The organism is Azospirillum formosense (assembly GCF_013340925.1).
GTDB lineage: Bacteria > Pseudomonadota > Alphaproteobacteria > Azospirillales > Azospirillaceae > Azospirillum > Azospirillum formosense.
In genome coordinates this window covers 1-23,020 of record NZ_WHOR01000038.1, presented here as the reverse complement: position 1 = coordinate 23,020, position 23,020 = coordinate 1, and the positions used below count along the sequence as shown (strand labels likewise).

The following is a 23,020-nucleotide window of genomic DNA, read 5'->3' as shown; positions in this document are numbered from 1 at the left end:
CCGGGTCGGCGCTGTGTGGCGCCGCTGGCGTGGGTGCGTTCTAACGATCCGGATGGGGCCTGTCAACGCTTACTCGCCAAAAATTTGGAACAAGCCAGAAAGGAATGAAATCTGTATAAAATTTTATGTATTTTTTAGAAAATTGGAGGTAGTGTACCACCGGAACGCGATAGCAATCTTTGGTCAGGGGGACATCATGAGCTTGTCACGCCGCTGCGCCGAAACGCTGATCGATCTGGTCGAGATCAAGCTGAGCTGCTTGGAGATCACCGACCGCGAGGACCTTCGCGAAAAGGAACTTCTGTTGCGCTGCGTTCAGGAATTGAAGGCCGAGGCGCGCGGTGAAAATGGGGCCACAACCGCGTTCGAGGCGCCCAAGCGGCGGGGACGCCGGCCCAAGCATTTGCAACTCCAGGATTTCCACGCCTGACGGAACCCTTTGGTAGCCATCAGACCAGCACCACCGGCCCCGGCCGAGGCGCTTGCACCGTCGGCACGACGGCCTCCCGAGCGAGGCGACGGGGCAGACGCAGGGTGAAGCCCGTGCCGTGCCCGGCCACCGACCGCACCGCCACCGTACCGCCCAGCACGCCCGTCACCGTGCTTTGCACGATGTGCAGGCCAAGCCCTGAGCCTCCCTCGCCGCGCTTGGTCGTGAAAAAAGGCTCGAACACCTTTTGCAAAAGATCCTCGGGGATGCCCGCCCCGTCGTCGGAAAAATCGATGACGACATGATCGTCACCGTCCGGATGGACCGCGATCCGGATGGTCCCTCGCTGTTCCTCGCCATAGGCGTGGATCAACGCGTTGATCACGAGGTTGGTCAGCACTTGGCTCAACGCGCCGGGGAAACTGTCCATCTCCAGCCCGTCGGGGCAGTCGACCTCGACCGTCACCTGCGTCCGCTTCAGCCGGGGCCGCAGAGAGAACAGCACCTCGTCGACGTAGGTCCGCAGATCGAAGGACCGCCGCTCCCCGGAGGTCTGGTCCACCGCCACCTGCTTGAAACTCTGCACCAGCGCCGCCGCCCGGTTCATGTTGGACATCAACAGGCGCGCCGCCTCCGTCACCGTGTCAAGATACTCGGCCAGGATGGTCTTCTTCAGTAGGCCCGAATCGAAACGGGCGCGCAGGTCACGGGCCTGTTCGGCGATGTGGCTGGCGGCGGTGAGACCGATGCCGATGGGCGTGTTGATCTCGTGCGCGACCCCGGCGACCAGTTGGCCCAGCGAGGCCATGGCCTCCGCCTGGATCAGGCTTTCCTGGGCGGCGCGCAGGTCGGCCAGAGCGCGCTCCGCCTCGTCGCGCGCTGCCACCATGGCGGCCTCCGCCGCCTTGCGGTCGTTGATGTCGTAGAGCCAGGTCAGCAGCGCCGGCTCGCCGTCCATCTCGATCTCGCCCCAGCTCGACAGCACCCAGATGATCGTTCCGTCCGGCTTGCGGAAGCGCACCTCGGCATCGCGGAAGGGACCCTCCCGTTCGAAGCGGTCGATCAGGGCCTGGCGGTCCGCCGGATCGGCATACAACCGCTCGGCGGGCATCGGCAGCAGGTCGTCGCGCGTCCGGCCCAGGATGATCTCCGACTGCGTGTTGCAGAACACCAGCAGGCCGTCGCGGCGCGTGATGTTCACAGCGATGGGGCTGGCCTCCAGAATCCGCAGAAGCCGCTCCTTGCCGGCGCGAACCTCCTCCTCCTGGCGGCGGCGCTCGGTGATGTCGGTCATGATGCCGACGTAGCGCACCGCCCGCCCGGAAGCGTCGCGAATCGCCCGTCCCTGGGCCGCGATCCAGATCCAGCCGCCATCGGCGCGGCGCAGCCGGTAATCGTAGGCGTAGGCCGCGGTCTCGCCCCGCAGGTGGGCATCGATGGTGGTCAGCACGCGTTGCCGGTCCTCGGGATGCAGACGCACATCCCAGAAGTCGGCGGGCATCTCCGGCGGCTCGGCGTAGCCCAGCATGCGTGGAAAGCTGTCGGACCACCAGCAGGTTCCCTGCAGGATATCGGTGTCCCACACCGCCGCGCCGGTGGCGTCCAGCGCCATTTCCAAACGGTCGGCCAGATCGCGGCGAACCGCGTCGGCCTTCTTCTGCTCCGTCAGATCGTAGAACCAGCTGATGTGGCAGCGCTGCCCTTCGAAGTCGATGACGGTCGAACTCAGCGAACCCATGCAGGTTTCGCCGTCGCCGCGGCGCAGCAACACTTCCTGTCCGTGGAAGAGGCCGTCGGCGTAGAGGCGATCGATGGCGGCCCGGCGGTCCAGCGGGTCATGATAGAGCGGCCACATGCCGTCGCGCTGGAGCTGCTCGCCGCTGACTTTGAAACAGGTGGCGGCGCTGGGGCTGTGATAGAGGTTGTCGCCGTCGCGCGTGTTGATGAGAACACCGATGGGAGCGGTGTCCAGGATGGCGCGCAGCCGTTCCCCCGTCGCAACGGCGATGGTTGCCGAATCCACCGCTGAGGGCCGTGGTCCCATGCGCCGCGCCGCCAGCAAACCGGCGAGAAATCCGGCCAGGAGACCGGCGAACAGCGCAAGCAGCGCCACCGTCAGCGAATCTGCAATCATTGGGCCTCCCGCCGACCCCCACTTGAAACCGACGGGAGAACAAAATCAACGGTTATGACGCCGCACCATGCCATGGCAGGGCGTCACAACCGTTTCCAATCAGCCCTTCAGCTTGGCCATCAGGATTTCGTTGACCAGGGCCGGGTTGGCCTTGCCCTGCGTCGCCTTCATGACCTGACCGACGAAGAAGCCGAACAGCTTGTCCTTGCCTGACCGGAACTCGGCCACCTTGTCGGCGTTGGCAGCCAGCACGGCGTCGATGGACGACTCGATGGCCCCGGTGTCGGTGACCTGGCGCAGGCCCTTCTTCTCGACGATGTCGGCGGGCTTCTCACCCGTTTCGAACATCGCCTCGAACACCTCCTTGGCGATTCGGCCGGAGATGGTGTTGTCGGCGATCAGGTCGATCAGGCCACCGAGGTTTTCCGCCGAAACGGGGCTTTCCTCGATCTCCTTTCCGGCCTTGTTCAGATAGCCGAACAGTTCGCCGGTAACCCAGTTGGCGGCCAGCTTCGGGTCGCGGCCCTTGGCCACCGCCTCGAAGAAGTCGGCGCGGGCCTTCTCCGACACCAGCACGTTGGCGTCGTAGGGCGACAGCTTGTACTCGCTGATGAAGCGGGCCTTCTTGTCGTCCGGCAGTTCCGGCAGGGTCTTCTTGATGTCCTCGACCCAGTCCGGATCCAGTTCCAGCGGCAGCAGGTCCGGATCGGGGAAGTAGCGGTAGTCGTGCGCCTCTTCCTTGGAGCGCATGGAGCGGGTCACGAACTTGGTCGTGTCCCACAGACGCGTCTCCTGGTCGATCTTCCCACCATCCTCGATGATCTCGATCTGGCGGCGCGCCTCGTACTCGATCGCCTGCATGACGAAGCGGATCGAGTTGACGTTCTTGATCTCGCAGCGCGTGCCGAAGGGCGCGCCCGGCTTGCGCACCGACACGTTGACGTCGCAGCGCATGGAGCCTTCCTCCATGTTGCCGTCGCAGGTGCCGAGGTAGCGCAGGATGGAGCGCAGCTTGCGCACATAGGCGCCGGCCTCCTCCGCGGTGCGCATGTCCGGCTCCGACACGATCTCCATCAGCGCCACGCCCGACCGGTTCAGGTCGATGTAGGTCTTGGCGGGGTGCTGGTCGTGCAGCGACTTGCCGGCGTCCTGCTCCAAGTGCAGGCGCGTGACGCCGACCGTGCGGGAGGAGCCGTCCGGCAGGTCCAGAACGATTTCGCCCTTGCCGACGATGGGCTGCAGATACTGGCTGATCTGATAGCCCTGCGGCAGGTCGGCGTAGAAGTAGTTCTTGCGGTCGAACACCGAGTGCAGGTTGATCTGCGCCTTCAGGCCCAGGCCGGTGCGCACCGCCTGCTCGATGCAACGCTCATTGATGACGGGCAGCATGCCGGGAAAGGCGGCGTCGACGAAGCTGACCTGGCTGTTCGGCTCCGCGCCGAAGGCGGTGGCGGCGCCGGAGAACAGCTTGGCGTTCGAGATGACCTGGGCGTGGACCTCCAGCCCGATCACGATTTCCCAATCGCCCGTTTCGCCCTGAATGTACGACATCGGTCTCTTCTCTCGTCCGGCTCAGGCCATGAACGGCGGGGTGGCGGTGACGGCGGCGGCCTTTTCGATGACCTGACCGACGCGCAGGACGGTCTCCTCATCGAAGGGCCGGCCCAGGAGCTGGAGCCCCAGCGGCAGCCCGTCCGACCCGACGCCCGCCGGAACCGACATGCCCGGCAGGCCGGCCAGCGAGGCCGGGACCGTGAACACGTCGTTCAGGTACATCTGGATCGGATCGTCCATCTTCTCGCCGATGGCGAAGGCGGTGCTCGGCGCGGTCGGCGTCAGGATGACGTCGCACGTCTTGAACGCCTCGTCGAAGTCCCACTTGATGCGCGTGCGCACCTGACGGGCCTTGTTGTAGTAGGCGTCGTAATAGCCCGCAGACAGCACGTAGGTGCCGATCAGGATGCGGCGGCGGACCTCCTTGCCGAAGCCGGCGCCGCGGGTGTTCTCGTACATGTCCTTCAGGCTGGCGCCCTCGACCCGCAGGCCGTAGCGCAAGCCGTCGTAGCGCGCGAGGTTCGACGACGCCTCGGCCGGAGCGACGATGTAGTAGGTGGCCAGCGCGTACTTGCTGTGCGGCAGGCTGATCTCCACCGGCTCGGCGCCGGCCTGCTTCAGCCATTCGATGCCCTGGTCCCAGATCGCGGCGATCTCGGCGGGCATGCCCTCCACCCGGTATTCCTTCGGAATGCCGACCTTCAGGCCGCGGATGTCACCGGTCAGCGCGGCGCGGAAGTCCGGCACCGCCATGTCGACCGAGGTCGAATCCTTCGGGTCGAAGCCGCACATCGAGCGCAGCATGATCGCCGCGTCCTCGACCGTGCGGGTCATCGGGCCGGCCTGGTCCAGCGAGGAGGCGAAGGCGACCACGCCCCAGCGCGAGCAGCGACCGTAGGTCGGCTTGATGCCGACGATGCCGGTGAAGGCGGCGGGCTGGCGGATCGAGCCGCCGGTGTCCGTGCCGGTGGCGCCCAGAGCGGCGCGCGCGGCCACCGCCGCGGCCGAGCCGCCCGACGAGCCGCCGGGGACGATCTGGCGCGACCAGTTGCCGACCTCGCCCGGGCTCCACGGGCTGATCACGTTGCCGTGGTGGGAGGTGATGTTGGCCGAGCCCATGGCGAACTCGTCCAGGTTCACCTTGCCCAGCATGATGGCGCCGTCGCGCCACAGGTTGCTGGTGACGGTGGACTCATACTCCGGCTTGAAGCCGTCGAGGATGTGGCTGGCCGCGGTGGTCAGCACGCCCTTGGTGCAGAACAGGTCCTTCACCGCGATGGGCAGTCCCTCCATCGGGCCGGCCTCGCCCTTGGCGCGGCGGGCGTCGGACGCCTTGGCCATGGCCAGCGCCTGTTCCGGCGTCTCGGTGATGAAGGCGTTCAGCGGGCGGATCGTCTCCACCGCCTTGACGTGGGCCTCGGTCAGCTCGACCGCGGTGAATTCCTTCTTGGCGAGGCCGTCGAGGGCCGCCGCCATGGTCAGATGCGTAAGTCCCGTCATCACTCGACCACCTTCGGAACGACGTAGAAGCCTTCGGCCGTCTCCGGGCCGTTGGAGAGGACGGCGTCGCGGTAACCGCCATCGGTCACCTCGTCCTTGCGGCGGCGCAGGGTTTGCGCGGCCACACTGGTCATCGGCGGCACGTCCTGCGTGTCGACCTCGCCCAACTGTTCGACGAAGGTCAGGATTTGGCTCAGCTCACCCGCCAGGTGATCCAGTTCATCGTCCGGCACCTTGATGCGGGCCAGATGCGCGATCTTGGCCACGGTGGCCTTGTCGAGCGACATGCCTTCCACTCTCTTCCGAAACGTCTGGAAAAACGGCTTGGAAGCTATCACCCGAATTCTATTACCGCAATGATTCAGGGATATCCCTTCCACCCCGGCCCCGTCCGGACCGACGGCGGAAAGGCGCGGAGGAGGAAAGCGCGGCAAATGGCTCCCGGAGCCGACGCCACATGGTGCGAGCGCGGTTTCCCTGTTAGATTGTCAAACATACGAATCAAATTCCCGCCGAAGCCACTTCATCGCACCCAACCCGGCAGGCTTTCGATGACCGCATCACTGACGCTGGCGAAACGCCTTTTCCTCGGCTTTGGCATCGGCGTGGCGGGTTTCGCCGCCGTCGCCCTGTTCAACATCAACGCGATGACGCGGCTGAGCGACCTGCAGCAGGAGGGGATGCGGCGGGTCGCCGACGCCACGACGCTGACCGAACTCGCCGGCTATGACGGACGCCTCTACAAGATCGTGGCCGACGCGCAGATCAACGGCTACGCCCCGCAACACGACGAGCAGTGGAAAGCCGTCCGCCGGAACGCCGAACTTTACATCCGCAAGACCGCCGAGGTGATGGACACAGCGGATGAGCGCGCTTGGGCGGAGAAGGCGGAACGGCATTTCCGGGCCGCCGTGGACATCTTCGAGACGGAGATGCTGCCCATCCTGCGCAGCGGTCCCGCCGACGCGCGAACCCGCGCCATGGACGACCGGATCGACGGCGAGCTGGCCGCCATGTCCGACCTGTACGAGAAGATCAAGGACTCCACCGCCCGCGAGGCCAGGGAAGCGGACATCGAGTATGACGACACCGCTGAACGCTACGGCATGATCGGGGTGTCGATCTCGCTGGCGATGACGGCGATCCTCTTGCTGACCGCCCTGCTCACCACCCGCTCGGTGGCCGGACCGGTGCGCGCCATGACCGAGGCCATGCGCCGGCTCGCCGACGGGGAACTCTCCATCGCCATTCCCGCGCAGAGCCGGCGCGACGAGATCGGTGCGATGGCCGGCGCCGTGCTGGTCTTCAAGGACAGCCTCCAGCGCAACCGCACCATGGAGGAGGAGGCCCGGCAGGCCGACCAGCGCACTGCGGCGGAGAAGCGGCGGCTGATGAACGAATTGGCGGATTCCTTCCGGACCGGCGTGCAGGACATGGTCAGCGCCGTCGCAGCGGCGGCGGGACAGCTTCAGGGCAGCGCGCGCAGCATGACGGCCATCGCCGAACGGACGACGGCCCAGGCCTCCTCCGTCGCCTCGGTGACGGAACAGGCGTCGGGCAATGTCCGGACCGTCACCTCCGCCACCGAGGAGTTGACCGGCTCCATCACCGAGATCGCCCATCAGGTCGACAGCGCCGCGCGCACCAGCCGGGCCGCGCTTGAGGAGGCACAGCGCACCAACGCCATGGTGGAAAGCCTCTCCGGCACGGCGGAGCGCATCGGCAGCGTGGTCCAGCTCATCCAGCAGATCGCCTCGCAGACCAACCTGCTGGCGCTGAACGCGACGATCGAGGCCGCCCGCGCCGGGGAGGCCGGCAAGGGCTTCGCCGTCGTCGCCAACGAGGTGAAGGGCCTCGCCAACCAGACCGCCCGCGCCACCGAGGAGATCGCGGCCCAGATCCAGGCGATCCAGAAGGAAACCCACGACGCCGTTTCGGCGATCCGCGACATCGCCGAAACGGTGCGGCAGGTGAACGACATCGCCGGCGCCATCGCCCTGGCCGTGGAACGCCAGTCCGCGGCAACCGGGGCGATTTCGCGCAACGTCCAGCAGGCCGCCCAAGGCACCGCCGACGCTTCGCGCAGCATCCTGCAGGTGAACGATGCCTCGCGCGAGGCCGGGCAGGCGGCGGCGGATGTGCTGGAGGCCGCCAACAGTCTGGGCGACCACGCCCAAGCCATGCGCCGGTCGGTGGACGAGTTCGTTCAGCGCATCCGCAACGCCTGACCTCGCGACGGCGCCCGACGCCGAAAATTGGACCCTGTCACCCTTCGTGGCGTCCCGCGCCCCAACACGCCCGGTCGATGCGCAGGGTGAACAGGGCAAGCCGGTCCCCCCAGGGCGCCGTCCGCTCCTCGATGGCGATCGGGACGAATCCCAGCGCGGCGTAGAGAAGAAGTCCCGGCGTGTTGGTGTTGAAGCAACGCAGCAAAAGTTCAGGCAAGCCATGATGGCCGAAGGCGCGGTCCATCATGGTGCGCACCAGATGCTTCGCCACGCCTGTTTGCCGCGCCTCGGGCGCAACGCTGACGTTGCCCAGGCTGGCGCTGCACCCCGCCTCGAAGGTGGCGAAGTTCGCATAGCCGACCACCTCGCCACTCCGCAGCACCACCGTGGGATCGCGGCGCACGGCCAGGGAGGCGCGCACCTGTTCCGGAGTCAGTGGCCAGGCCGCACGGGGGAACAGGAAATACAATTCCTCCCGATCGCGGGCGAACCGGCAGATGTGGGGAATGTCGGCGTCGGTCAAGGGGCGGTGGCTGAACGCAGCCGCGGGTGTCGGAACGGGGGCGGCGGTGGGCATGGATGAACTCCGGAATTCACAATCGCTAGAATAAGTATCCCGAAAAACAACTCAAGCGGCTTCGCTGCGCCATCGCATCGCCCAACATCTCCGCCGGGCTTGCCGTTCCGGCAGACGGCTTCTATGGTTCGCGGCATGATCCATACGCTTCCCGAACTGGCCGCCCGCCTGGGCCGGGGCCAGCGCCTGCTCGGCCTCGACGTCGGCACCAAGACCGTCGGCATGGCCGTGTCCGACCCGAATTTCGTCGTCGCCTCGCCGATCGGCACGCTGAAGCGCACGAAGTTCACCCAGGACGCCCGCGAGCTGTCGCGGACGCTGCGCGATTACGGGATCGGCGGGTTGGTGATCGGCCTGCCGCTGAACATGGACGGGTCGGAGGGGCCGCGCGCCGAATCCACCCGCGCCTTCGCCAAGAACCTGATGGAGCGGTCCGACCTGCTGGGCTGGGACGCCGAGATCGCCTTTTGGGACGAGCGGCTGTCGACCTCCGCGGTCGAGCGTTTCATGATCGGCGAGGCCGACATGACCCGCAAGCGCCGGGACGAGGTGGTGGACAAAATGGCCGCCGCCTACATCCTGCAAGGCGCCCTGGACGCGCTCGCCCACATCCGCCGGATGGAGCGGGAGCAACGGGAGCGCGACGAGTACGACAACGATATTGGCGGCCACAGCGGCGACAACGTGGACGCCTGACGGCCCCATGCTGCCCATCGCCGGAGCGCTGGCCCCGATCTTCCTGCTGATCCTGTTCGGACAGGGATTGCGCCGCCGCGCCGTGATCCCCGAGTCCGCCTGGCCGTCGCTCGACCGGCTGACCTATCTTCTGTTCTTTCCCTGCCTGATCGTGGACGAGCTGACGCGCACCGACCTGCGCGCCCTATCCATGGGGTCCATGGGCGGGACGATGGCCGCGGGGATTTTCGCCGGGGCCGCCCTGGCGCTCGCCGTCCGGCGCCCGATCGGGCTGGGCGGACCGGCCTTCACCTCGGTCTTCCAGGGGGCGATCCGACCCAACACCTATGTGGGGCTGGCGGGGGCCAGCGCGCTCTACGGGTCCGCCGGGCTGACGCTGACGGCGGTGGGCATCGCCGTGGTGGTGCCGCTGGTCAACCTGCTCTGCGTCACGGCGATGGTGCAGTATGGGCGCGTGGCGGACGGCGCGCCGCAGCGCAGCGGTGTCGGCGCGGTCGTCTCCGGCATCCTGCGCAACCCGATCATCATCGCCGTCGCCATCGGCGCCGCCCTGAATCTGGGCGGGATAGGCCGCATTCCGGTGGTCGGGGACGTGGTGGGCATCCTGGCGCGGGCCGCCCTGCCGATGGGGCTGCTGTCGGTCGGCGCCGGGCTGGACCTCGCCGCGGCGCGTGGCGCCGGACTCGGCGTGGCGCTGTCCAGCGTCCTGAAGTTGCTGCTGGTCCCCGCCGCGACGGCGCTCGCCGGGCTGTGGCTGGGGGTGGACGGGCTGCCGCTGACCATCGCGGTGCTGTTCAACGCCCTGCCCTGCTCGGCCAGTTCCTATGTCCTGGCCCGGCAGATGGGCGGCGACCACGCGCTCGTCGCCGGCATCATCACCGTCCAGACGCTCGCCTCCGCCGCCACGCTGCCCCTGGTCGTCGCCTTGGCGGGATGACGGTCGGTCGCCTTTAATGGTTCGTTAGGAACCGAGCGCGAACACTACCCTGGATAGTTCATCGCAGGGACTTGCGCAGCCATGACCATCCCTCCCGCAGCGTCCCACAGCCCAAGCCCTTCCTTTGCGGCGTTGGGGAGGGTTTCAGGACATGGTCCGGTTGCGGCGGCCTCCCCGTCGGCGGAACCGCCGGCCTCCGGGCCTGTGGACACGGTCAGCCTCTCCACCGAGGCGCAATTCCGGATGAGTAACGCGACGAGGTTCACCGTAACCGCCGATTCGCTGGCGCAAGCCGTGGCGGCCGCGAAGACGGTGCCCGGACTGAACGCCGACGCGGAACGCTTCACGCCCGAAGCGATGGCGGCCCATGCCGAGTGGCGGGAGAAGCACACGGACTATACGGGCAGGGTGCGCGATCTTGTCGACGAGACCTTCGGCCTGAGCGCCGACCGGAACGGTTGGGCGGCGGGCGGAGCCGCGCTGACGGCCATAAAAAATCTGGCGGAGAAGAATGGGCTGATCGAACCGACAATGCCTCCGGCCGTAGCCAACATGCTGCAAACGACGGGTGAAAGCATGTGGACCGATAAAAGCGGCGGAACCACCGGCATGTTCGACATCGCTTTCCTGCCGAATGGCGCGGAGAAAGGCGGAAACCTCCGCATCCTGTTCGACAGCGCCAAGAAGCCCGGCGCCGACAGCTCTCTGGTCGATTTGAAGAACGGCGGCGCGAACGCTCAAGGCGCCCTGGCCAAAATCAGGGCCTCGGCGCTTGGCGCGTCGTTGGACAGTGCGGGCGGTTGGAATCCAGGCGGCACAGCCAACGCCTACGCTCTCACCAGCGGCAAGAACGGCGGCGACGCTGAAGTCTTCGGCATGGTCATTTCCAACAACGCCGACGAATACGCCAGGGTGAACTCCAAGACCATATTGCAAACCATCCACAGCCTCCTTGGCTGAGGCTTTCCGTGACCGTTCACGGCGGCTCCGGAGCGCCCTGCGGGAAGCGTTCCAGCCCGTCGTCGATGGCGTAGTAATCGCCCTTGTCCTCAGCATAAATATGCCGCAGCGTCGTCAAGCCGGTCGGCTGGTCCAGCGTGCCGGCGGCGATGTCGAACAGGTCCGTCTCGTCGCCACTCCAGAACAGGGAGGAACCGCAGCGCGAGCAGAAGCCCCGCTGCGCCTTCGCCGAGGAACGGTACCAGGACAGGGTGTCCTGCGCCTCGATGACGACCGTCTCGCGCGGGATGGTGATGTAGGCGCCGAAATGGCCGTGGAAGCGCCGGCACTGGCCGCAATGGCAGTTGACCACCCCCATGGGCCGCTCGGCCACCTCGTACCGAACGGCGCCGCACAGGCAGCCACCGGTCAACGTCGCGCCGCCGCTCATGCCTCAATCCTCCATCGGGTCGTTGAAGAGGGTCTGGTTGCCGGGCTCCGTGCTGGTCCGGCGGATCAGGCCGTCGTCGCAAAGGCTGTAATAGTCGCCCTTGAAGTCCACCCAGATGTGACGGTCGGCCTGCAGGCCGGTCGGTTCGTCCAGGCTGCCCGCCGTGGCGTCCATGCGGGGTTCCGCCGCCGGATCCCAGAACAGGCCGGTCCCGCAGCGTGAACAGAAGCCCCGCCGTGCGCGTTCCGACGACGCGTACCAGGCCAGGGTGTCGTCCGCCACCAGGCGAAGCGCGTCTCGCGGGAAGGTGGTGTAGGCGCCGACATGGCTGTGCTGGCGCCGGCACTGGCCGCAATGGCAGAAGGACACCGGCGACGGCGTCGCCATGATCTCATAGCGCACGCCGCCGCAGGCGCAACCGCCGGTCCAGACCCGCCCGTTCCCGCGGTCCGTCTCGGGACCGTCCGTCATGGGGCTGTCCGTCATGGGGCTGTACGTCATGGGGGTCAGCCCTGCCAGAAGGGCTTGTCGGCCTCGGTCACCGCGTCGGCGCGGGACAGACCGATGTCCTGCAGCAGATGATCGGGCAAGGCCTCCAGCGCGCGCCGCTGGCGCCGCCGTTCGTTCCAGGTCGCCACGGTGTCGAACAGGGTGACCAGCGCACCGCCGACCCCTTGGCCGGACCGCTCCCGCGCGTCGGTGCGGGTGTTCATGCTGCCATTCATGCCGTCATTCATGCTCTGGGCCATGACCGCGTCTCCTCTTGTCTCCGGTCCTCGTCGGAGCCTGTCGCCCGACGTTCCGGACTGTGTTCCGTGACTGGAGGATGGGCCACCCGGTCCTTGCGCACAAACGACGCTTTCTCATAGTTTGGATTAGGAAAACTAATCCGAATCCCGCATCCCGGAGTCGTTTCATGGCCCGCCGCCTGCCGCCGCTGAACGCGCTGCGCGCCTTCGAATCCGCCGCCCGCCACCTGTCCTTCACCAAGGCGGCGGAGGAGCTTCACGTCACCCAGGCCGCCGTCAGCCATCAGATCAAGGGGCTGGAGGAATGGCTCGGAATGCCGCTGTTCCGCCGGATGAACCGCGCGCTGATCCTGACGGAGACGGGGCAATCCTACCTGCCGCCGGTGCGCGACGCGCTCGACACGCTGTCGCACGCGACGGAGCGGCTGTTCCGCATGGACGGGTCCGGCGCGCTGACCATTTCCACCATGCCCAGCTTCGCCGCGAAGTGGCTGGTCATGCGGTTGGGCCGCTTCCAGGCCCGCCATCCGGAGCTGGAGGTGCGGCTGCACACCACCCCGCAGCTCGTGGATTTCACCCAGCAGGACGTGGACATCGGCATCCGCTTCGGCGCCGGCAACTGGCCCGGCCTGCGGTGCGAGCGGCTGATGACCGAGGACATCTATCCGGTGTGCAGCCCGTCGCTTCTCGACGGTCCCCGCCCCCTGTGCTGCCCGGAGGATCTGCGCCACCACACGCTGCTCCACGACGACTACTTCATCACCTGGGGCACCTGGGGCGAGGCCGCGGGGATCGCCGGGCTGGACCACGCCCGCGGCCCGCGTTTCGACGATTCGGCCCTGCTGCTCCAGGTCGCGGCGGAAGGCGGGGGCGTGGCGCTGGCCCGCGGCGTCCTGGTGGCGGACGACGTCGCCGCCGGGCGGCTGGTCCGGCTGTTCGACGTCCACCTGCCGGGCAACTACGCCTATTACGTGGCCGCCCCGCCCCATTATTTCTCGCGTCCCAAGGTGAAGGCGTTCCGCGACTGGCTGTTCGAGGAAGCCGCCACCGATCCTGCGGCCGGACACAGCCGGACCTTGTCCGCGGCCGAATCCGCCACAACCTCTTCCCCAGACGCCTTAACAGACGCCTGACCGGGGAAAGGTTGCGCCATGATGCCCGCACGCCCACTCGCCCTCGCCGCCCTGCTGTCCGCTTCGCTGGCTTGGCCCGCCGCCGCGCACCATGGCTGGGGCGGTTACGAGTCGGGTCAGGAGATGACGCTGACCGGCACCGTGCAGCAGATCGCCTTCAACAACCCGCACGCCATGCTGAATCTCCAGGCCGACGGCAAGCTCTGGCACGTCGTGCTCGCCCCGCCCAGCCGCATGAGCACGCGCGGCCTGCCCGCCGATTCGATCAAGCCCGGCCAGACCGTGACGGTGGTCGGCTATCCCGCCAAGTCCGATCCGGCGGAGCTGCGGGCGGAGCGCATCACCGCCGCCGACAAGACCATCGAGCTGCGCTGACGACGGCCCGCGCGCCCGGTCGCTCAGCATGGACCACGATCTCGGCCCCGCCGGCCCCGGCTGGCTCGTCGCGCTGGAGACGTCCGGGCTCGGCGAATCGCTGCGCCAGTCGGTCTGGCTCTACCCGCTGGTCGAGATCGCGCACATCCTCGGCTTCGCCCTTCTGGTCGGGGCGATCCTGGCCCTCGACCTGCGTCTGATCGGGGTCCGGGCGCCGCTGCTGCCGGCGGATGCGCTGGCGCGGCTGCTCCTGCCGGTGGTGGTGACCGGCTTCGCGCTGGCGGTGCCGACCGGCCTCCTCCTCTTCACCACGGAGGCGACGGCGCTGGCCGGCAACCCGGCCTTCCTGGCGAAGCTGGCGCTGATCGGTCTGGCCCTGCTGAACATTCTCGCTTTCCACCGACTCGCCGGCCGGCGCATGGCGGCGTGGAGCCTGTCCGACCGGCCCCCGCCGGGCGCCCGGTTCGCGGGCGCCGCCTCGCTCGCGCTGTGGGTCGGGATTCTGGCCTGCGGGCGGCTCATCGCCTATGTCTGAAGGAAAGCCGTAGGGCGCGCTTGCGGGCGTCCGGGACCGCTCCTATAGTCCCGGCCCATGACCGGATCGCCCCATTCCACGACGGTTTTCCCGCACCGCCACCTCCTTGGCATCGAGGGGCTGACGGCAGGCGAGATCACCACCATCCTCGACCTCGCCGACGGCTACGTCGAGCAGAACCGCCAGCCTTCGAAGAAGTCGTCGCTCCTCGACGGGCGGACGATCGTCAACCTCTTCTTCGAGAACTCGACCCGCACCCGCACCAGCTTCGAGCTGGCCGGCAAGCGGCTCGGCGCCGACGTCATCAACATGTCGTCGGACGGCAGTTCGGTGAAGAAGGGCGAGACGCTGATCGACACGGCGATGACGCTGAACGCCATGCACCTCGACGCGCTGGTCGTTCGACACGCCGATTCGGGGGCGGTGAAGCTGCTGGCCGACAAGGTCAACTGCTCGGTCATCAACGCCGGCGACGGCCACCACGAGCACCCGACGCAGGGGCTCCTGGACGCGCTGGCGATCCGCCGCCGCCTGGGCAGCCTCGACGGGCTGATCGTGGCGATCTGCGGCGACATCCTGCACAGCCGCGTCGCGCGCTCCAACATCCATCTGCTGAACGCCATGGGCGCCCGCGTCCGCGTCGTGGCGCCGCCGACGCTGATCCCCTCGCAGATCGACCGGCTGGGCGTCGAGATCCACCACTCCATGGCGACCGGGCTGAAGGACGCCGACGTGGTGATGATGCTGCGCCTCCAGACCGAGCGGATGAGCGGCCAGTACGTCCCATCGACCCGCGAATACTTCTACTTCTACGGCCTGGACTACGAGAAGCTGGCGGTCGCCAAGCCGCACGCGGTGGTCATGCACCCCGGCCCGATGAACCGCGGCGTCGAGATCGATTCGGAGGTCGCCGACGACCTCAAGCGCTCCATGATCCTCGATCAGGTGGAGCTGGGCGTGGCCGTCCGCATGGCCGTGCTCGACCTTCTCACCCGCGATCGCCGGGGGACCGATGTCTAATTCCAACGCACCCCGCGTCGCCTACCGCAACGCCCGCCTGCTCGACCCCGCCAGCGGCCTGGACCAGCGGGGCGACCTGCTGACCGAAGGCGCGAAGATCGCCGACTTCGGCCCGTCCCTGTTCGCCGACGGCGTGCCGGAGGGGATCGAGGTCGTCGACCTCCAGGGCCAGTGCCTCGCCCCCGGCCTCGTCGACATGCGCGTCCTGATCGGCGAGCCCGGCGAGGAGGAAAAGGACACCATCAAGAGCGCGTCGCGCGCCGCGGTGGCCGGCGGCATCACCGCCGTGGTCCTGCTGCCCAACACCGACCCGGTGACCGACGAGGTGGCGAGCCTGGAGTTCATCGCCCGGCGCGCCCGCGAGGTGCGTCTGGTCAAGGTCTTCGCCTACGCCGCCGCGACCCGCGGCACGGACGGCAACGAGATCACCGAGATGGGCCTCTTGTCCCGCGCCGGGGCGGTGGCCTTCACCGACGGCACCAAGGCGATCGCCAGCGCCAAGGCGATGCGCCGCGCGCTCAGCTACGCCCGCACCTTCGACAAGCTGATCGTCCAGCATCCGGAGGAGCCGAGCCTCGCCAGCGGCGGCATGATGAATTCGGGCGAGCGGGCCACCCGCCTCGGCCTCGTCGGCATCCCGCGGGAGGCCGAGATCATCATGATCGAGCGCGACCTGCGCCTGCTCGAACTCTCCGGCGGCCGGCTGCACTTCGCCCATGTCTCGACGGGCGAGTCGGTGGACCTGATCCGCCGCGCCAAGGCGCGCGGGCTGAAGGTCACCTGCGACACCGCCCCGCATTACTTCGCCCTGACCGAGACGGACGTCGGTGACTACCGCACCTTCGCCAAGGTCTCCCCGCCGCTGCGCGGCGAGATGGACCGGCGCGCCATCGTGGAAGGTCTGGCCGACGGCACCATCGACGCCATCGCGTCCGACCACACGCCGCAGGACCAGGACCAGAAGCGTCTGCCCTTCGCCCAGGCCGCCTGCGGCGTGATCGGGCTGGAGACGCTGTTCCCGCTGACGCTGGAGCTGGTGCACAAGGGCGCCATGCCGCTGCTGAAGGCGCTGGCCTGCGTGACCGTGAAGCCGGCCGAACTGCTCGGCCTGCCGCTCGGCCGCATCGCCAAGGGGGCGCCCGCCGACCTGATCGCCTTCGACCTGGAGGTGCCGTGGAAGGTGGACGTGACGGCCTTCAAGTCGAAGTCGAAGAACAGCCCCTTCGAGGACCGCCCCGTCCAGGGCCGTCCGCTGCGCACCGTCGTCGACGGGCGCACCGTCTGGCAGTTCGAGGGCTGACGCGGTGACCCTGCTCATCTCGGCCCTGCTGGGCTATCTGCTGGGCTCGATCCCCTTCGGGCTGGTGCTGACGCGGCTGGCCGGTCTGGGCGACATCCGCCAGATCGGCTCCGGCAACATCGGCGCCACCAACGTGCTGCGCACCGGCAACAAGCCGCTGGCCGCCGCCACCCTGATCCTGGACAGCGGCAAGGGCGCCATCGCCGCCCTGCTCGCTCTCGCCTGGGCGGGGCCGGAGGCGGCGGTCTTCGCGGCGGGCGGCGCCATGCTGGGCCACAGCTTCCCGGTCTGGCTCGGCTTCAAGGGCGGCAAGGGCGTGGCGACCGCGCTCGGCGTGCTGCTGGCGGTGTCCTGGCCGGTCGGCGTGATCGCCTGCGCGACGTGGCTCGCCATGGCCTTCCTGTTCAAGATCTCGTCGCTGTCCGCCCTGACCGCGTTGGGCCTCAGCCCGATCTTCGGCTGGATTTTCGGCGGGCCGCTGGTGGCGGGGCTCTGCCTGTTCATCGCCGCGCTGGTCGCCATCCGCCATTCCGCGAACATCCAGCGCCTGCTGAAGGGCGAGGAGCCGAAGATCAGCTTCGGCAAGAAGAAGGCCTGATCGACCTCCGTTCAGGTCTTCAGGAACACCTGATCCATCGCCGTCAGCAATTCCCCCGCCAGGACGGGCTTCCGCAGGATGACCAGCGGTCCGCCCTCCCCGCCCCGCAGGCCGGGGATTCCGTCCTCCGGCGGGGAGGCGGACAGAACCACGATGGGCAGGTCAGGCCAATCGAGCCGCAGCTGCCGGATCATCGCCTCGCCGCCCAGCCGGGGCATGACCAGATCGGTGATGAGCGCATCGAAGGCGCCCCCGGCCAGGGCGCTCAGCCCGGCTTCGCCGTCCGTCACGGTGGTGACCGTGCAATGGGCCATTTCCAGCATGCGGGCCATTGCCATGGCGGTGAGCGAGTCATCCTCCACGAGAAGAATATTGAGCGGCCTCGCGAAACGCACCGGTAACCTCCACGGGTGGCGAACGGGCCGACACATTCTACGAAGGCCGGTGTCTTCGCTCCTGCAAAAAAGTGTGTCGGCGTGCGTTATTTAGGACGTCGGCTTCACCGTACCATGGTGTGAGGTCCGACGGGATGGTTTCGAGAAGGCGGTGACCGACCCCGCCCCCCGCGCCTTGCGGCGGCTCGACCAGCGGTACTGGGGATCGTCGGCGATCAGGTGCAGGTGGTCGGAGATGCGGTTGCGCTCCAGCCAGCCGAGGGCGGCCTCCAGTTCCGACAGGGTCATTTCCGAGCGCGCCTTGTTCATGCAGCGCTTCAGCACGGCGTTGTAGGTGTGGTAGCTGACCGGCCCCTCGGCGACGAGGTTGTTGTCCTGGTCCTCGATCACCTGAGCCGCCACGATCTGGCCGATGCGCTGGCGCAGATGATGCTCCACCGCGCTGGGCACCTGCACTCCGTCCTTCGGGCGCTCAGCCGATGGGCGGTCGGCGGAATCGCGCCCCGGCGGCGGGTTGCCGAAATCGGGGCCCGGAGCGACCACGGCGAAGCGCAGGGCCGTCGCGTTGGATTCCAGCGGGATGATCTCCGGCTCCGCCTCCACCGTGCGCTCGAAGGGCAGCTCGTGCTGGCGCCGGGTCTTGACCATGGCCCGCGTGCCCTGCTGCGTCTCGACCATCTGGCGGAAGCGTTCGAACATCATGTCGGAGGGGTGGTAGATCACCGCCCGCTGCTGCTCGTAGGCGCCGGCGTGGGGATCGACGCGGGTGGCCCGCGCGATGGCCTGCTCCAGCCAGGGGCGGGAACGGATGTGGGTCAGGCAGGCGACGTGCGAGATGGCCGGCGCGTCCAGCCCCTCATAGGCCATGGCGACGGAGACCAGAACGGCGGGCTCGGGGCGCAGGCGGAAGGCGGCCACCACCTCCTGAGCGTCGCGCCGTTCGGAAATGGCGATCTGGGCCATCCGCGCCGCCTGCGCGCCGGGCATCCAGCCGCGCAACGTGTCGAGGTAGTTGCGGGCGGTCTCCTGGTCCGGCGCGATCACCAGCAGCTTGCCCAACCCGGCGCCCTCATGCCCCGCGCCCTCCCGACCGTTCGCCGCCGCGCGCCGCTTCGCCCGGTGCTCGCGGCAGGAGCGGTAGGCCTCGCGCAGCATGGCCTGGGCGAAGCCGGTGCGCAGCGCGGTGAACAGGGCGTCGCGGGTGTTCTCCCCGGCGCGGGACAGCGCATCGACGCTGCGCGTCGTCCGCTCCGCGTCCAGCCATGTGGCGGTGCCGTCCATCGCCCCGAAGGTCACCGGCAGGATCGCCTTCTCGGCCAGCGCCTGGCGCCGCGAATAGCCGACGATGGCCCAGCCCGGCGCCTTGAAGTCGATCTCGCGCACCCGCCGCACCCCCTGCGGCGCGCGGTAGGGCAGCCACAGGATGGGGCGCCCGTCCGCCCGTTCCAGCGTACCGCTCATCAGCAGCCGGGCGGCGGCGCTTTCCAGAAGGGGCAGGATCGAACGGCTCCAGGCCGTCTCGTCCTCCGCCGTGGTCGCCGCTCCGCTGTCGGCGACGGCGGGCAGGTGGTGCAACTCGTCCACGGCCAGCAGATAGCGGTGGCGGCGGAACTCCTGAAGGTGCAGGTCCGGCGCCGCGGCGACCGCCTGATAGGTGGTGACGTAGCCCTGGAGGCCGCGGCAAGGATCGCGCCCGTTCTCCGCCGCCCGCAGCGCGATCCCGTGGCCCAGCGCCTCGCGCCAGCGCGGATCGGCGAAGGCTTCCTCGGCCTGCCGGCGCAGGCTGTCGCGTGGCACGATCCAGCAGATGCGGTCGATCAGCCCGGCGCGCATCAGCGCCGCCCCCATGATGACCGGCAACAGCGACTTTCCCCCACCCGGCGTCACCGCGGCCAGCACGTCCCGCACGTCCGTCTGCCGCTGGGCGATGGCCGCGGCGACGCCGGCAACCATGGTCTGGTGGCTCCTCAACGCTGGCATGCCGGCCTGACGCCCCTCCCTGACGGTTTCCGCGGTACGGACCGGCAAGGCTAAGCTGCGGGGAGTCACCGGGTCACGGATTCAATCGTAGGTAGACATCCCCCAAAGGAGGGGGGCCGCTCGCCAAAGGAGTCCCAAGGAAAGGTGTCGGATGCGCTTCGGTCTGGGCGCGGCTCGGGCTTCGTGGTACACGAATTGTTCTTTTGAAAAGTCCCCAATGAGAAGAGCAAGGAGGGCACCAAGACATGAGCACCCGTCCGCAGGCGGTTTCCACCCAGCATGTCGAGAACGAGCGCACCCGCGTCACCGAATGGCGTCTGGTGCCGGGGGCGGAGACCGGCGCCCATGTGCATGGCTACGACTATGTGATCGTTCCGGTGACGGCCGGCGCCTTTACCATCGTCGCTCCGGACGGCAACGCCCGCCAATTCCCGCTGGAGCCGGGCCGCTCCTATTTCCGCAAGGCCGGCGTCAGCCACAACGTCATCAACGACGGCGACAGCGACATCGTCTTCGTCGAGGTCGAATTCCTCCAGCCCGGCTGACCCCTTACAAGCCCGATCCGACCGACCGATGCACCGCGGCTCCACCATGTTCGACTATGGCCAAGACGGCGACGAGCCGCTTCCCGACGCCGTCATCCGTTCCGGCGGGCCGCGGTCCGTCCAGCACCTGCTGCTCTCGCTGTCGCCCGAGAATCCGCTCTACCTTTACGCCGACGCGGCGGACGCCGGGGGCGGGGCCTATTACCGGGACTCCCGTGAGGTCTGGCAGTCGCTGGCCGACGGGGAGGGGCAGCGCTGGCGCTGGTTCGTCGGCAGCCAGGGCCGCGTCGTCGAGGCCGCCCCCGGCGACGTCCACGGCCTGCGCCGCGCCGCGCCGGTCGCCCTCACCATCACGTGGTACAGCCTGCCGGACCGCGAGAGCGTCGGGCGGGTGCGCAACGCCCTGCGCGCCATCGGCGCAACCTGCACCCGCGGCCCGGCGGGCTGAAAGCGTACCTCCATCGTGAACGCATGGGCGCCATGTCATTTCGGAATCCCTCTTGATCAGGCCGGGATTGTGTGGGCGCGACTTCTGTCCTAATGTTAGGATCCAGGAATCCGGGAGCATCCGACAGAGTGGCCGTCACCCAGGCACAGCCTCCGCGCGTTCTGACGCCCTGTGCCTCATCGCTCGCCCTGCGGTGACCGCCCATGATGGCCTCTTCCCACATGATCGTCGGCGGGGCGGCGTGGTTCTACGCCTCGGCGCGCTTCGGCCTGCCTTTTGACGTGGTGGCGTTCGGGGCGGCGGTGATCGGGTCGCTGGCGCCGGACATCGACCATCCCAAATCGACGCTCGGCCAGTTGATGCGGCCCCTGTCGAACGTGATCTCCGCCGTCTTCGGGCATCGCGGCGTCACCCATTCCACGCTGGCCATCGCGGGATGCTTTTGGGTCCTGCACGAGTACGCGGACTACTCGCACCTGATCCTGCCCTTCCTGATCGGTTATCTGACCCATCTGGCGGGCGACCTGCTGACCCCGGCGGGGCTGCCGCTGCTCTGGCCGATCAAGCGGCGGCGCAACTTCGCGCTGCCCATCCTGAAGACCGGCGGATTCTCGGAGCAGCTGGCGGTCACGCTGCTGGCCGGTTGGATGATCTCCGGCCTGTTTTCCGCATCCTGGCCGGGCCTGCCCCTCGACCGCCTGCCCTTCGAGAACTGGATGGCGATGGACCGCCCCTGGCGCTCCGCCGTCGTCGCGGCGCAAGGATTCCTTGGAGAGGAAGGGCGGGAACGCAGTGCGCCGCCGATTCCCGCGCGCAAGCCCGCTGAGCCGGCGAAGACCCGCCCGTTGAAAGGATGAGGCATGAGTGTTTGGGTTGTGTTTTAAATGTAACGGTCAATGACTTATCTTTGCTTTCAGTTTCGCCAACCTTGTTGCATTTCGTCATAGAGACCGTGAAAATCTGTCTTTGTCACCGCTTAGCGATTCGTTAGGCTTTTTAGGCATATTCTAACAACCATATCCAATCGATCTTAGATTGAATTTCCACACGCTTCGATGCGGACGGATCCGACCATGGCAAAGCTCCGGATGTCGAAAGAGACGCAGGCGGCCGACGGCGCCCCTCCCGATGCGGCGACGGCGCTTCCGCTCCATCTCGCCCTGCCCGATCTGCCCGGCGGGCAGGACAACAGCCTGAAGCGTGTGTCCGACGTGCTGGCCCCGCTGGATCATGGGCAGAAGCTCCAGCTCTACAAGATGATCCGCGACGGCTATCTGGAGGACATGGCCGAGCCGGTCGCTCAGATGCTGGTCACCATGCTGAACGGGCGGCGGTCCGAGCACGCGCGGCGCGTCTGGACCGGCCTGTTCGACGCGCTGATCCTGCGCGACGATTCCCTGCTGACCAGCGGGGTCCGGCTGGCCGGCGCGCTGCATCTGGCGGACGTCAGCGCCTGGTGGTTCGCCCTGGCTCCGCGCATGGAACCGCTGGTCGGCCGCGTCCAGGAGACGGTGGCCCGGCTCGCCAAGGACCAACCGCTCAACGAGATCTTCGCTTCCGCCGAGGCGCAGGGCTGGGCAGACGAGCTGCGCCAGCGCAGCCTCGCCGTGCTGGCCCGCCTGCGCGCGACGCCGGCGGCGGCGACCGCCTTCCTGGCCGAGGTGTCGGGCTTCCGCGCGCAGATGTTGAAACGCCACGGCGTCCGCCAGCGCGAGGGCGTCGCCCGTGCGGAGCTGGAGCGGATGGAAACCATCCTTCTGGCGGCCCCCGCCTGGGCGGACCAGCCCCTGCCGTCGCTGCTGCACGGCGACCCGGTGCGGCTGGCGCGGGAGATGGTGCGCCGCGGCGACTGCACGCGCGACGGGGCGGCCATGTTCGCGGTGGCCGGCCTGCACAGGCGCGACGACGCCGCCCTGGCGACCCGCCTCTTCGAAGCCTTCCCCGTCGCTGTGGCCAAGGACGCCATCATCGGCCGCCTTCTGGTCGCCGCGGAGGCGCTGAAGGCCACATTGACCGGCAGCTTCCTCAGCAAGCCGGGCCTGCTGGTGGCGGACGCGGTGGACGACCGCGACCATCCCTCCGCCCAGCTCCAGCATTTCCTGGCCTGGTACGACGCCGTCCACGCGCTGGAGCTGGACACCACCGACCGCGAACGCAACATGGTCCATCAGGCCTTCCGCGAGCTGAGCAACGCGGTGCACGAGGACCTTGCCCCCGTGCTGGCCCGGCGGATCGAGGCGCTGACCATGCACAGCGTGCTCGACCCGCTGATGGAGCGCGTGCGCTTCGTCAACGAGTTCCAGGCTCAGCTGGCGCGGCGCGGCATCGTGTCGTCGGGCAAGCCGTGGCGGGCCGAGGACGGCAAACACCCCGCCACGGTCTTCCGCCGCCCGTCCTCCACCCGCGCCGCGGAAAGGCTGCGGACGCCCCGCCCGCTCGCCGATCCTGCGGACAAGCCTGGCCACCCCCACCCGATCCCCCCCGCCGCCCACGCGC

At 68.2% G+C, this 23,020-nt stretch carries 25 protein-coding genes; 15 read left to right on the top strand and 10 right to left on the bottom strand.

All coding sequences use genetic code 11. The features are described from left to right. The first annotated feature begins 196 nt into the window (after positions 1 to 196). Entirely contained in the window at positions 197 to 430 is a 234-nt protein-coding gene (locus GBZ26_RS07725; RefSeq protein ID WP_174438341.1) for a hypothetical protein, read from the top strand. A gap of 19 nt (positions 431 to 449) precedes the next feature. On the opposite strand, the gene GBZ26_RS07720 is transcribed toward GBZ26_RS07725, so the two are convergent. The 4 genes from GBZ26_RS07720 to gatC form a co-directional block, all read right to left on the bottom strand. Continuing rightward, positions 450 to 2,564 carry a PAS domain S-box protein gene (locus tag GBZ26_RS07720; protein WP_174438340.1) on the bottom strand — a complete coding sequence of 705 codons (2,115 nt, stop codon included), beginning with the start codon at positions 2,562 to 2,564 and terminating at the stop codon, positions 450 to 452. A 99-nt stretch (positions 2,565 to 2,663) separates the two neighbouring features. After that, positions 2,664 to 4,115 carry an Asp-tRNA(Asn)/Glu-tRNA(Gln) amidotransferase subunit GatB gene (gatB, locus tag GBZ26_RS07715; RefSeq protein WP_174438339.1) on the bottom strand — a complete coding sequence of 484 codons (1,452 nt, stop codon included), beginning with the start codon at positions 4,113 to 4,115 and terminating at the stop codon, positions 2,664 to 2,666. Between the two features lie 21 nt (positions 4,116 to 4,136). Then, the gene (gene gatA / locus GBZ26_RS07710) at positions 4,137 to 5,618 is read right to left on the bottom strand and encodes an Asp-tRNA(Asn)/Glu-tRNA(Gln) amidotransferase subunit GatA (protein ID WP_174438338.1); all 1,482 of its coding nucleotides are present in this window, start codon (positions 5,616 to 5,618) and stop codon (positions 4,137 to 4,139) included. Continuing rightward, positions 5,618 to 5,905, bottom strand: a complete 288-nt coding sequence (gene gatC, locus GBZ26_RS07705; RefSeq protein WP_014198426.1) for an Asp-tRNA(Asn)/Glu-tRNA(Gln) amidotransferase subunit GatC — start codon at positions 5,903 to 5,905, stop codon at positions 5,618 to 5,620. Before gatC ends, gatA begins: the two co-directional genes overlap by 1 nt. Positions 5,906 to 6,169: 264 nt before the next feature. On the opposite strand from gatC, the gene GBZ26_RS07700 reads away from it, so the two are divergent. After that, entirely contained in the window at positions 6,170 to 7,846 is a 1,677-nt protein-coding gene (locus tag GBZ26_RS07700) for a methyl-accepting chemotaxis protein (RefSeq protein WP_174438337.1), read from the top strand. Between the two features lie 37 nt (positions 7,847 to 7,883). On the opposite strand, the gene GBZ26_RS07695 is transcribed toward GBZ26_RS07700, so the two are convergent. After that, complete coding sequence (locus GBZ26_RS07695) at positions 7,884 to 8,423, bottom strand: GNAT family N-acetyltransferase (protein WP_174438336.1); 540 nt, start codon at positions 8,421 to 8,423, stop codon at positions 7,884 to 7,886. 135 nt (positions 8,424 to 8,558) lie between these two features. On the opposite strand from GBZ26_RS07695, the gene ruvX reads away from it, so the two are divergent. The 3 genes from ruvX to GBZ26_RS07680 all read left to right on the top strand — a co-directional run bounded on the left by ruvX (position 8,559) and on the right by GBZ26_RS07680 (position 11,016). After that, positions 8,559 to 9,119, top strand: a complete 561-nt coding sequence (ruvX, locus tag GBZ26_RS07690; RefSeq protein ID WP_174438335.1) for a Holliday junction resolvase RuvX — start codon at positions 8,559 to 8,561, stop codon at positions 9,117 to 9,119. 7 nt (positions 9,120 to 9,126) lie between these two features. Further along, the gene (locus tag GBZ26_RS07685; RefSeq protein ID WP_174438334.1) at positions 9,127 to 10,056 is read left to right on the top strand and encodes an AEC family transporter; all 930 of its coding nucleotides are present in this window, start codon (positions 9,127 to 9,129) and stop codon (positions 10,054 to 10,056) included. Between the two features lie 204 nt (positions 10,057 to 10,260). Further along, positions 10,261 to 11,016 carry a hypothetical protein gene (locus tag GBZ26_RS07680; RefSeq protein WP_174438333.1) on the top strand — a complete coding sequence of 252 codons (756 nt, stop codon included), beginning with the start codon at positions 10,261 to 10,263 and terminating at the stop codon, positions 11,014 to 11,016. Between the two features lie 16 nt (positions 11,017 to 11,032). Here the strand turns inward: GBZ26_RS07680 and GBZ26_RS07675 are convergent, their stop codons facing one another. The 3 genes from GBZ26_RS07675 to GBZ26_RS07665 are packed head-to-tail and all read right to left on the bottom strand — an operon-like array spanning position 11,033 to position 12,195. Then, positions 11,033 to 11,446 carry a GFA family protein gene (locus tag GBZ26_RS07675; RefSeq protein ID WP_174438332.1) on the bottom strand — a complete coding sequence of 138 codons (414 nt, stop codon included), beginning with the start codon at positions 11,444 to 11,446 and terminating at the stop codon, positions 11,033 to 11,035. A gap of 3 nt (positions 11,447 to 11,449) precedes the next feature. After that, positions 11,450 to 11,917, bottom strand: coding sequence for a GFA family protein (locus tag GBZ26_RS07670; protein ID WP_174438331.1), 468 nt, complete (start codon positions 11,915 to 11,917; stop codon positions 11,450 to 11,452). A gap of 35 nt (positions 11,918 to 11,952) precedes the next feature. Continuing rightward, positions 11,953 to 12,195, bottom strand: coding sequence for a DUF1127 domain-containing protein (locus GBZ26_RS07665; protein WP_174438330.1), 243 nt, complete (start codon positions 12,193 to 12,195; stop codon positions 11,953 to 11,955). 167 nt (positions 12,196 to 12,362) lie between these two features. Between GBZ26_RS07665 and GBZ26_RS07660 the strand changes: the two genes are divergently transcribed. From GBZ26_RS07660 to plsY, 6 genes are read left to right on the top strand one after another with little or no spacing between them, the layout of a single operon-like run. Next, positions 12,363 to 13,328 carry a transcriptional regulator GcvA gene (locus tag GBZ26_RS07660; RefSeq protein WP_174438329.1) on the top strand — a complete coding sequence of 322 codons (966 nt, stop codon included), beginning with the start codon at positions 12,363 to 12,365 and terminating at the stop codon, positions 13,326 to 13,328. 18 nt (positions 13,329 to 13,346) lie between these two features. Further along, positions 13,347 to 13,703 carry a DUF6152 family protein gene (locus tag GBZ26_RS07655; protein WP_174438328.1) on the top strand — a complete coding sequence of 119 codons (357 nt, stop codon included), beginning with the start codon at positions 13,347 to 13,349 and terminating at the stop codon, positions 13,701 to 13,703. A gap of 28 nt (positions 13,704 to 13,731) precedes the next feature. Continuing rightward, complete coding sequence (locus GBZ26_RS07650) at positions 13,732 to 14,238, top strand: hypothetical protein (protein ID WP_174438327.1); 507 nt, start codon at positions 13,732 to 13,734, stop codon at positions 14,236 to 14,238. Between the two features lie 57 nt (positions 14,239 to 14,295). Continuing rightward, complete coding sequence (locus tag GBZ26_RS07645; protein ID WP_014198413.1) at positions 14,296 to 15,258, top strand: aspartate carbamoyltransferase catalytic subunit; 963 nt, start codon at positions 14,296 to 14,298, stop codon at positions 15,256 to 15,258. Further along, positions 15,251 to 16,558 (top strand): dihydroorotase, encoded by a 1,308-nt coding sequence (locus tag GBZ26_RS07640; protein ID WP_174438326.1) that lies wholly within the window; start codon positions 15,251 to 15,253, stop codon positions 16,556 to 16,558. Before GBZ26_RS07645 ends, GBZ26_RS07640 begins: the two co-directional genes overlap by 8 nt. 4 nt (positions 16,559 to 16,562) lie before the next feature. Next, positions 16,563 to 17,156: a glycerol-3-phosphate 1-O-acyltransferase PlsY gene (plsY, locus tag GBZ26_RS07635; protein WP_174438325.1), complete on the top strand. Its 594-nt coding sequence runs from the start codon at positions 16,563 to 16,565 to the stop codon at positions 17,154 to 17,156. A gap of 11 nt (positions 17,157 to 17,167) precedes the next feature. On the opposite strand, the gene GBZ26_RS07630 is transcribed toward plsY, so the two are convergent. Both GBZ26_RS07630 and GBZ26_RS07625 read right to left on the bottom strand, forming a co-directional pair. Beyond that, positions 17,168 to 17,551, bottom strand: coding sequence for a response regulator (locus tag GBZ26_RS07630; protein ID WP_174438324.1), 384 nt, complete (start codon positions 17,549 to 17,551; stop codon positions 17,168 to 17,170). A gap of 90 nt (positions 17,552 to 17,641) precedes the next feature. Continuing rightward, positions 17,642 to 19,531, bottom strand: coding sequence for a DEAD/DEAH box helicase (locus tag GBZ26_RS07625; protein WP_174438323.1), 1,890 nt, complete (start codon positions 19,529 to 19,531; stop codon positions 17,642 to 17,644). 245 nt (positions 19,532 to 19,776) lie between these two features. Here GBZ26_RS07625 and GBZ26_RS07620 point away from each other — a divergent pair, with 245 nt between their 5' ends. From GBZ26_RS07620 to GBZ26_RS07605, 4 genes are all read left to right on the top strand, one after another. After that, positions 19,777 to 20,076, top strand: coding sequence for a cupin domain-containing protein (locus GBZ26_RS07620; protein ID WP_035678732.1), 300 nt, complete (start codon positions 19,777 to 19,779; stop codon positions 20,074 to 20,076). Between the two features lie 28 nt (positions 20,077 to 20,104). After that, complete coding sequence (locus tag GBZ26_RS07615; RefSeq protein WP_059399296.1) at positions 20,105 to 20,524, top strand: hypothetical protein; 420 nt, start codon at positions 20,105 to 20,107, stop codon at positions 20,522 to 20,524. Between the two features lie 203 nt (positions 20,525 to 20,727). Next, positions 20,728 to 21,381, top strand: a complete 654-nt coding sequence (locus GBZ26_RS07610) for a metal-dependent hydrolase (RefSeq protein ID WP_035678729.1) — start codon at positions 20,728 to 20,730, stop codon at positions 21,379 to 21,381. A gap of 216 nt (positions 21,382 to 21,597) precedes the next feature. Then, positions 21,598 to 23,020 (top strand): hypothetical protein (locus GBZ26_RS07605; RefSeq protein WP_174438322.1); only part of this gene is annotated, 1,423 nt, incomplete at its 3' end.

Excerpts from the sequence above, each read along its gene's own strand:
- GBZ26_RS07685 (WP_174438334.1), top strand. The coding sequence starts at position 9,127 with ATGCTGCCCATCGCCGGAGCGCTGGCCCCGATCTTCCTGCTGATCCTG.
- GBZ26_RS07655 (WP_174438328.1), top strand. The coding sequence starts at position 13,347 with ATGATGCCCGCACGCCCACTCGCCCTCGCCGCCCTGCTGTCCGCTTCG.
- GBZ26_RS07665 (WP_174438330.1), bottom strand. The coding sequence starts at position 12,195 with ATGGCCCAGAGCATGAATGACGGCATGAATGGCAGCATGAACACCCGC.
- gatA (WP_174438338.1), bottom strand. The coding sequence starts at position 5,618 with ATGACGGGACTTACGCATCTGACCATGGCGGCGGCCCTCGACGGCCTC.
- GBZ26_RS07610 (WP_035678729.1), top strand. The coding sequence starts at position 20,728 with ATGATGGCCTCTTCCCACATGATCGTCGGCGGGGCGGCGTGGTTCTAC.
- GBZ26_RS07640 (WP_174438326.1), top strand. The coding sequence starts at position 15,251 with ATGTCTAATTCCAACGCACCCCGCGTCGCCTACCGCAACGCCCGCCTG.
- gatC (WP_014198426.1), bottom strand. The coding sequence starts at position 5,905 with ATGTCGCTCGACAAGGCCACCGTGGCCAAGATCGCGCATCTGGCCCGC.
- GBZ26_RS07620 (WP_035678732.1), top strand. The coding sequence starts at position 19,777 with ATGAGCACCCGTCCGCAGGCGGTTTCCACCCAGCATGTCGAGAACGAG.
- GBZ26_RS07675 (WP_174438332.1), bottom strand. The coding sequence starts at position 11,446 with ATGAGCGGCGGCGCGACGTTGACCGGTGGCTGCCTGTGCGGCGCCGTT.
- GBZ26_RS07700 (WP_174438337.1), top strand. The coding sequence starts at position 6,170 with ATGACCGCATCACTGACGCTGGCGAAACGCCTTTTCCTCGGCTTTGGC.
- GBZ26_RS07645 (WP_014198413.1), top strand. The coding sequence starts at position 14,296 with ATGACCGGATCGCCCCATTCCACGACGGTTTTCCCGCACCGCCACCTC.
- GBZ26_RS07670 (WP_174438331.1), bottom strand. The coding sequence starts at position 11,917 with ATGACGGACGGTCCCGAGACGGACCGCGGGAACGGGCGGGTCTGGACC.
- ruvX (WP_174438335.1), top strand. The coding sequence starts at position 8,559 with ATGATCCATACGCTTCCCGAACTGGCCGCCCGCCTGGGCCGGGGCCAG.
- GBZ26_RS07695 (WP_174438336.1), bottom strand. The coding sequence starts at position 8,423 with ATGCCCACCGCCGCCCCCGTTCCGACACCCGCGGCTGCGTTCAGCCAC.
- gatB (WP_174438339.1), bottom strand. The coding sequence starts at position 4,115 with ATGTCGTACATTCAGGGCGAAACGGGCGATTGGGAAATCGTGATCGGG.
- GBZ26_RS07625 (WP_174438323.1), bottom strand. The coding sequence starts at position 19,531 with ATGCCAGCGTTGAGGAGCCACCAGACCATGGTTGCCGGCGTCGCCGCG.
- GBZ26_RS07720 (WP_174438340.1), bottom strand. The coding sequence starts at position 2,564 with ATGATTGCAGATTCGCTGACGGTGGCGCTGCTTGCGCTGTTCGCCGGT.
- GBZ26_RS07660 (WP_174438329.1), top strand. The coding sequence starts at position 12,363 with ATGGCCCGCCGCCTGCCGCCGCTGAACGCGCTGCGCGCCTTCGAATCC.
- GBZ26_RS07725 (WP_174438341.1), top strand. The coding sequence starts at position 197 with ATGAGCTTGTCACGCCGCTGCGCCGAAACGCTGATCGATCTGGTCGAG.
- GBZ26_RS07615 (WP_059399296.1), top strand. The coding sequence starts at position 20,105 with ATGCACCGCGGCTCCACCATGTTCGACTATGGCCAAGACGGCGACGAG.
- GBZ26_RS07650 (WP_174438327.1), top strand. The coding sequence starts at position 13,732 with ATGGACCACGATCTCGGCCCCGCCGGCCCCGGCTGGCTCGTCGCGCTG.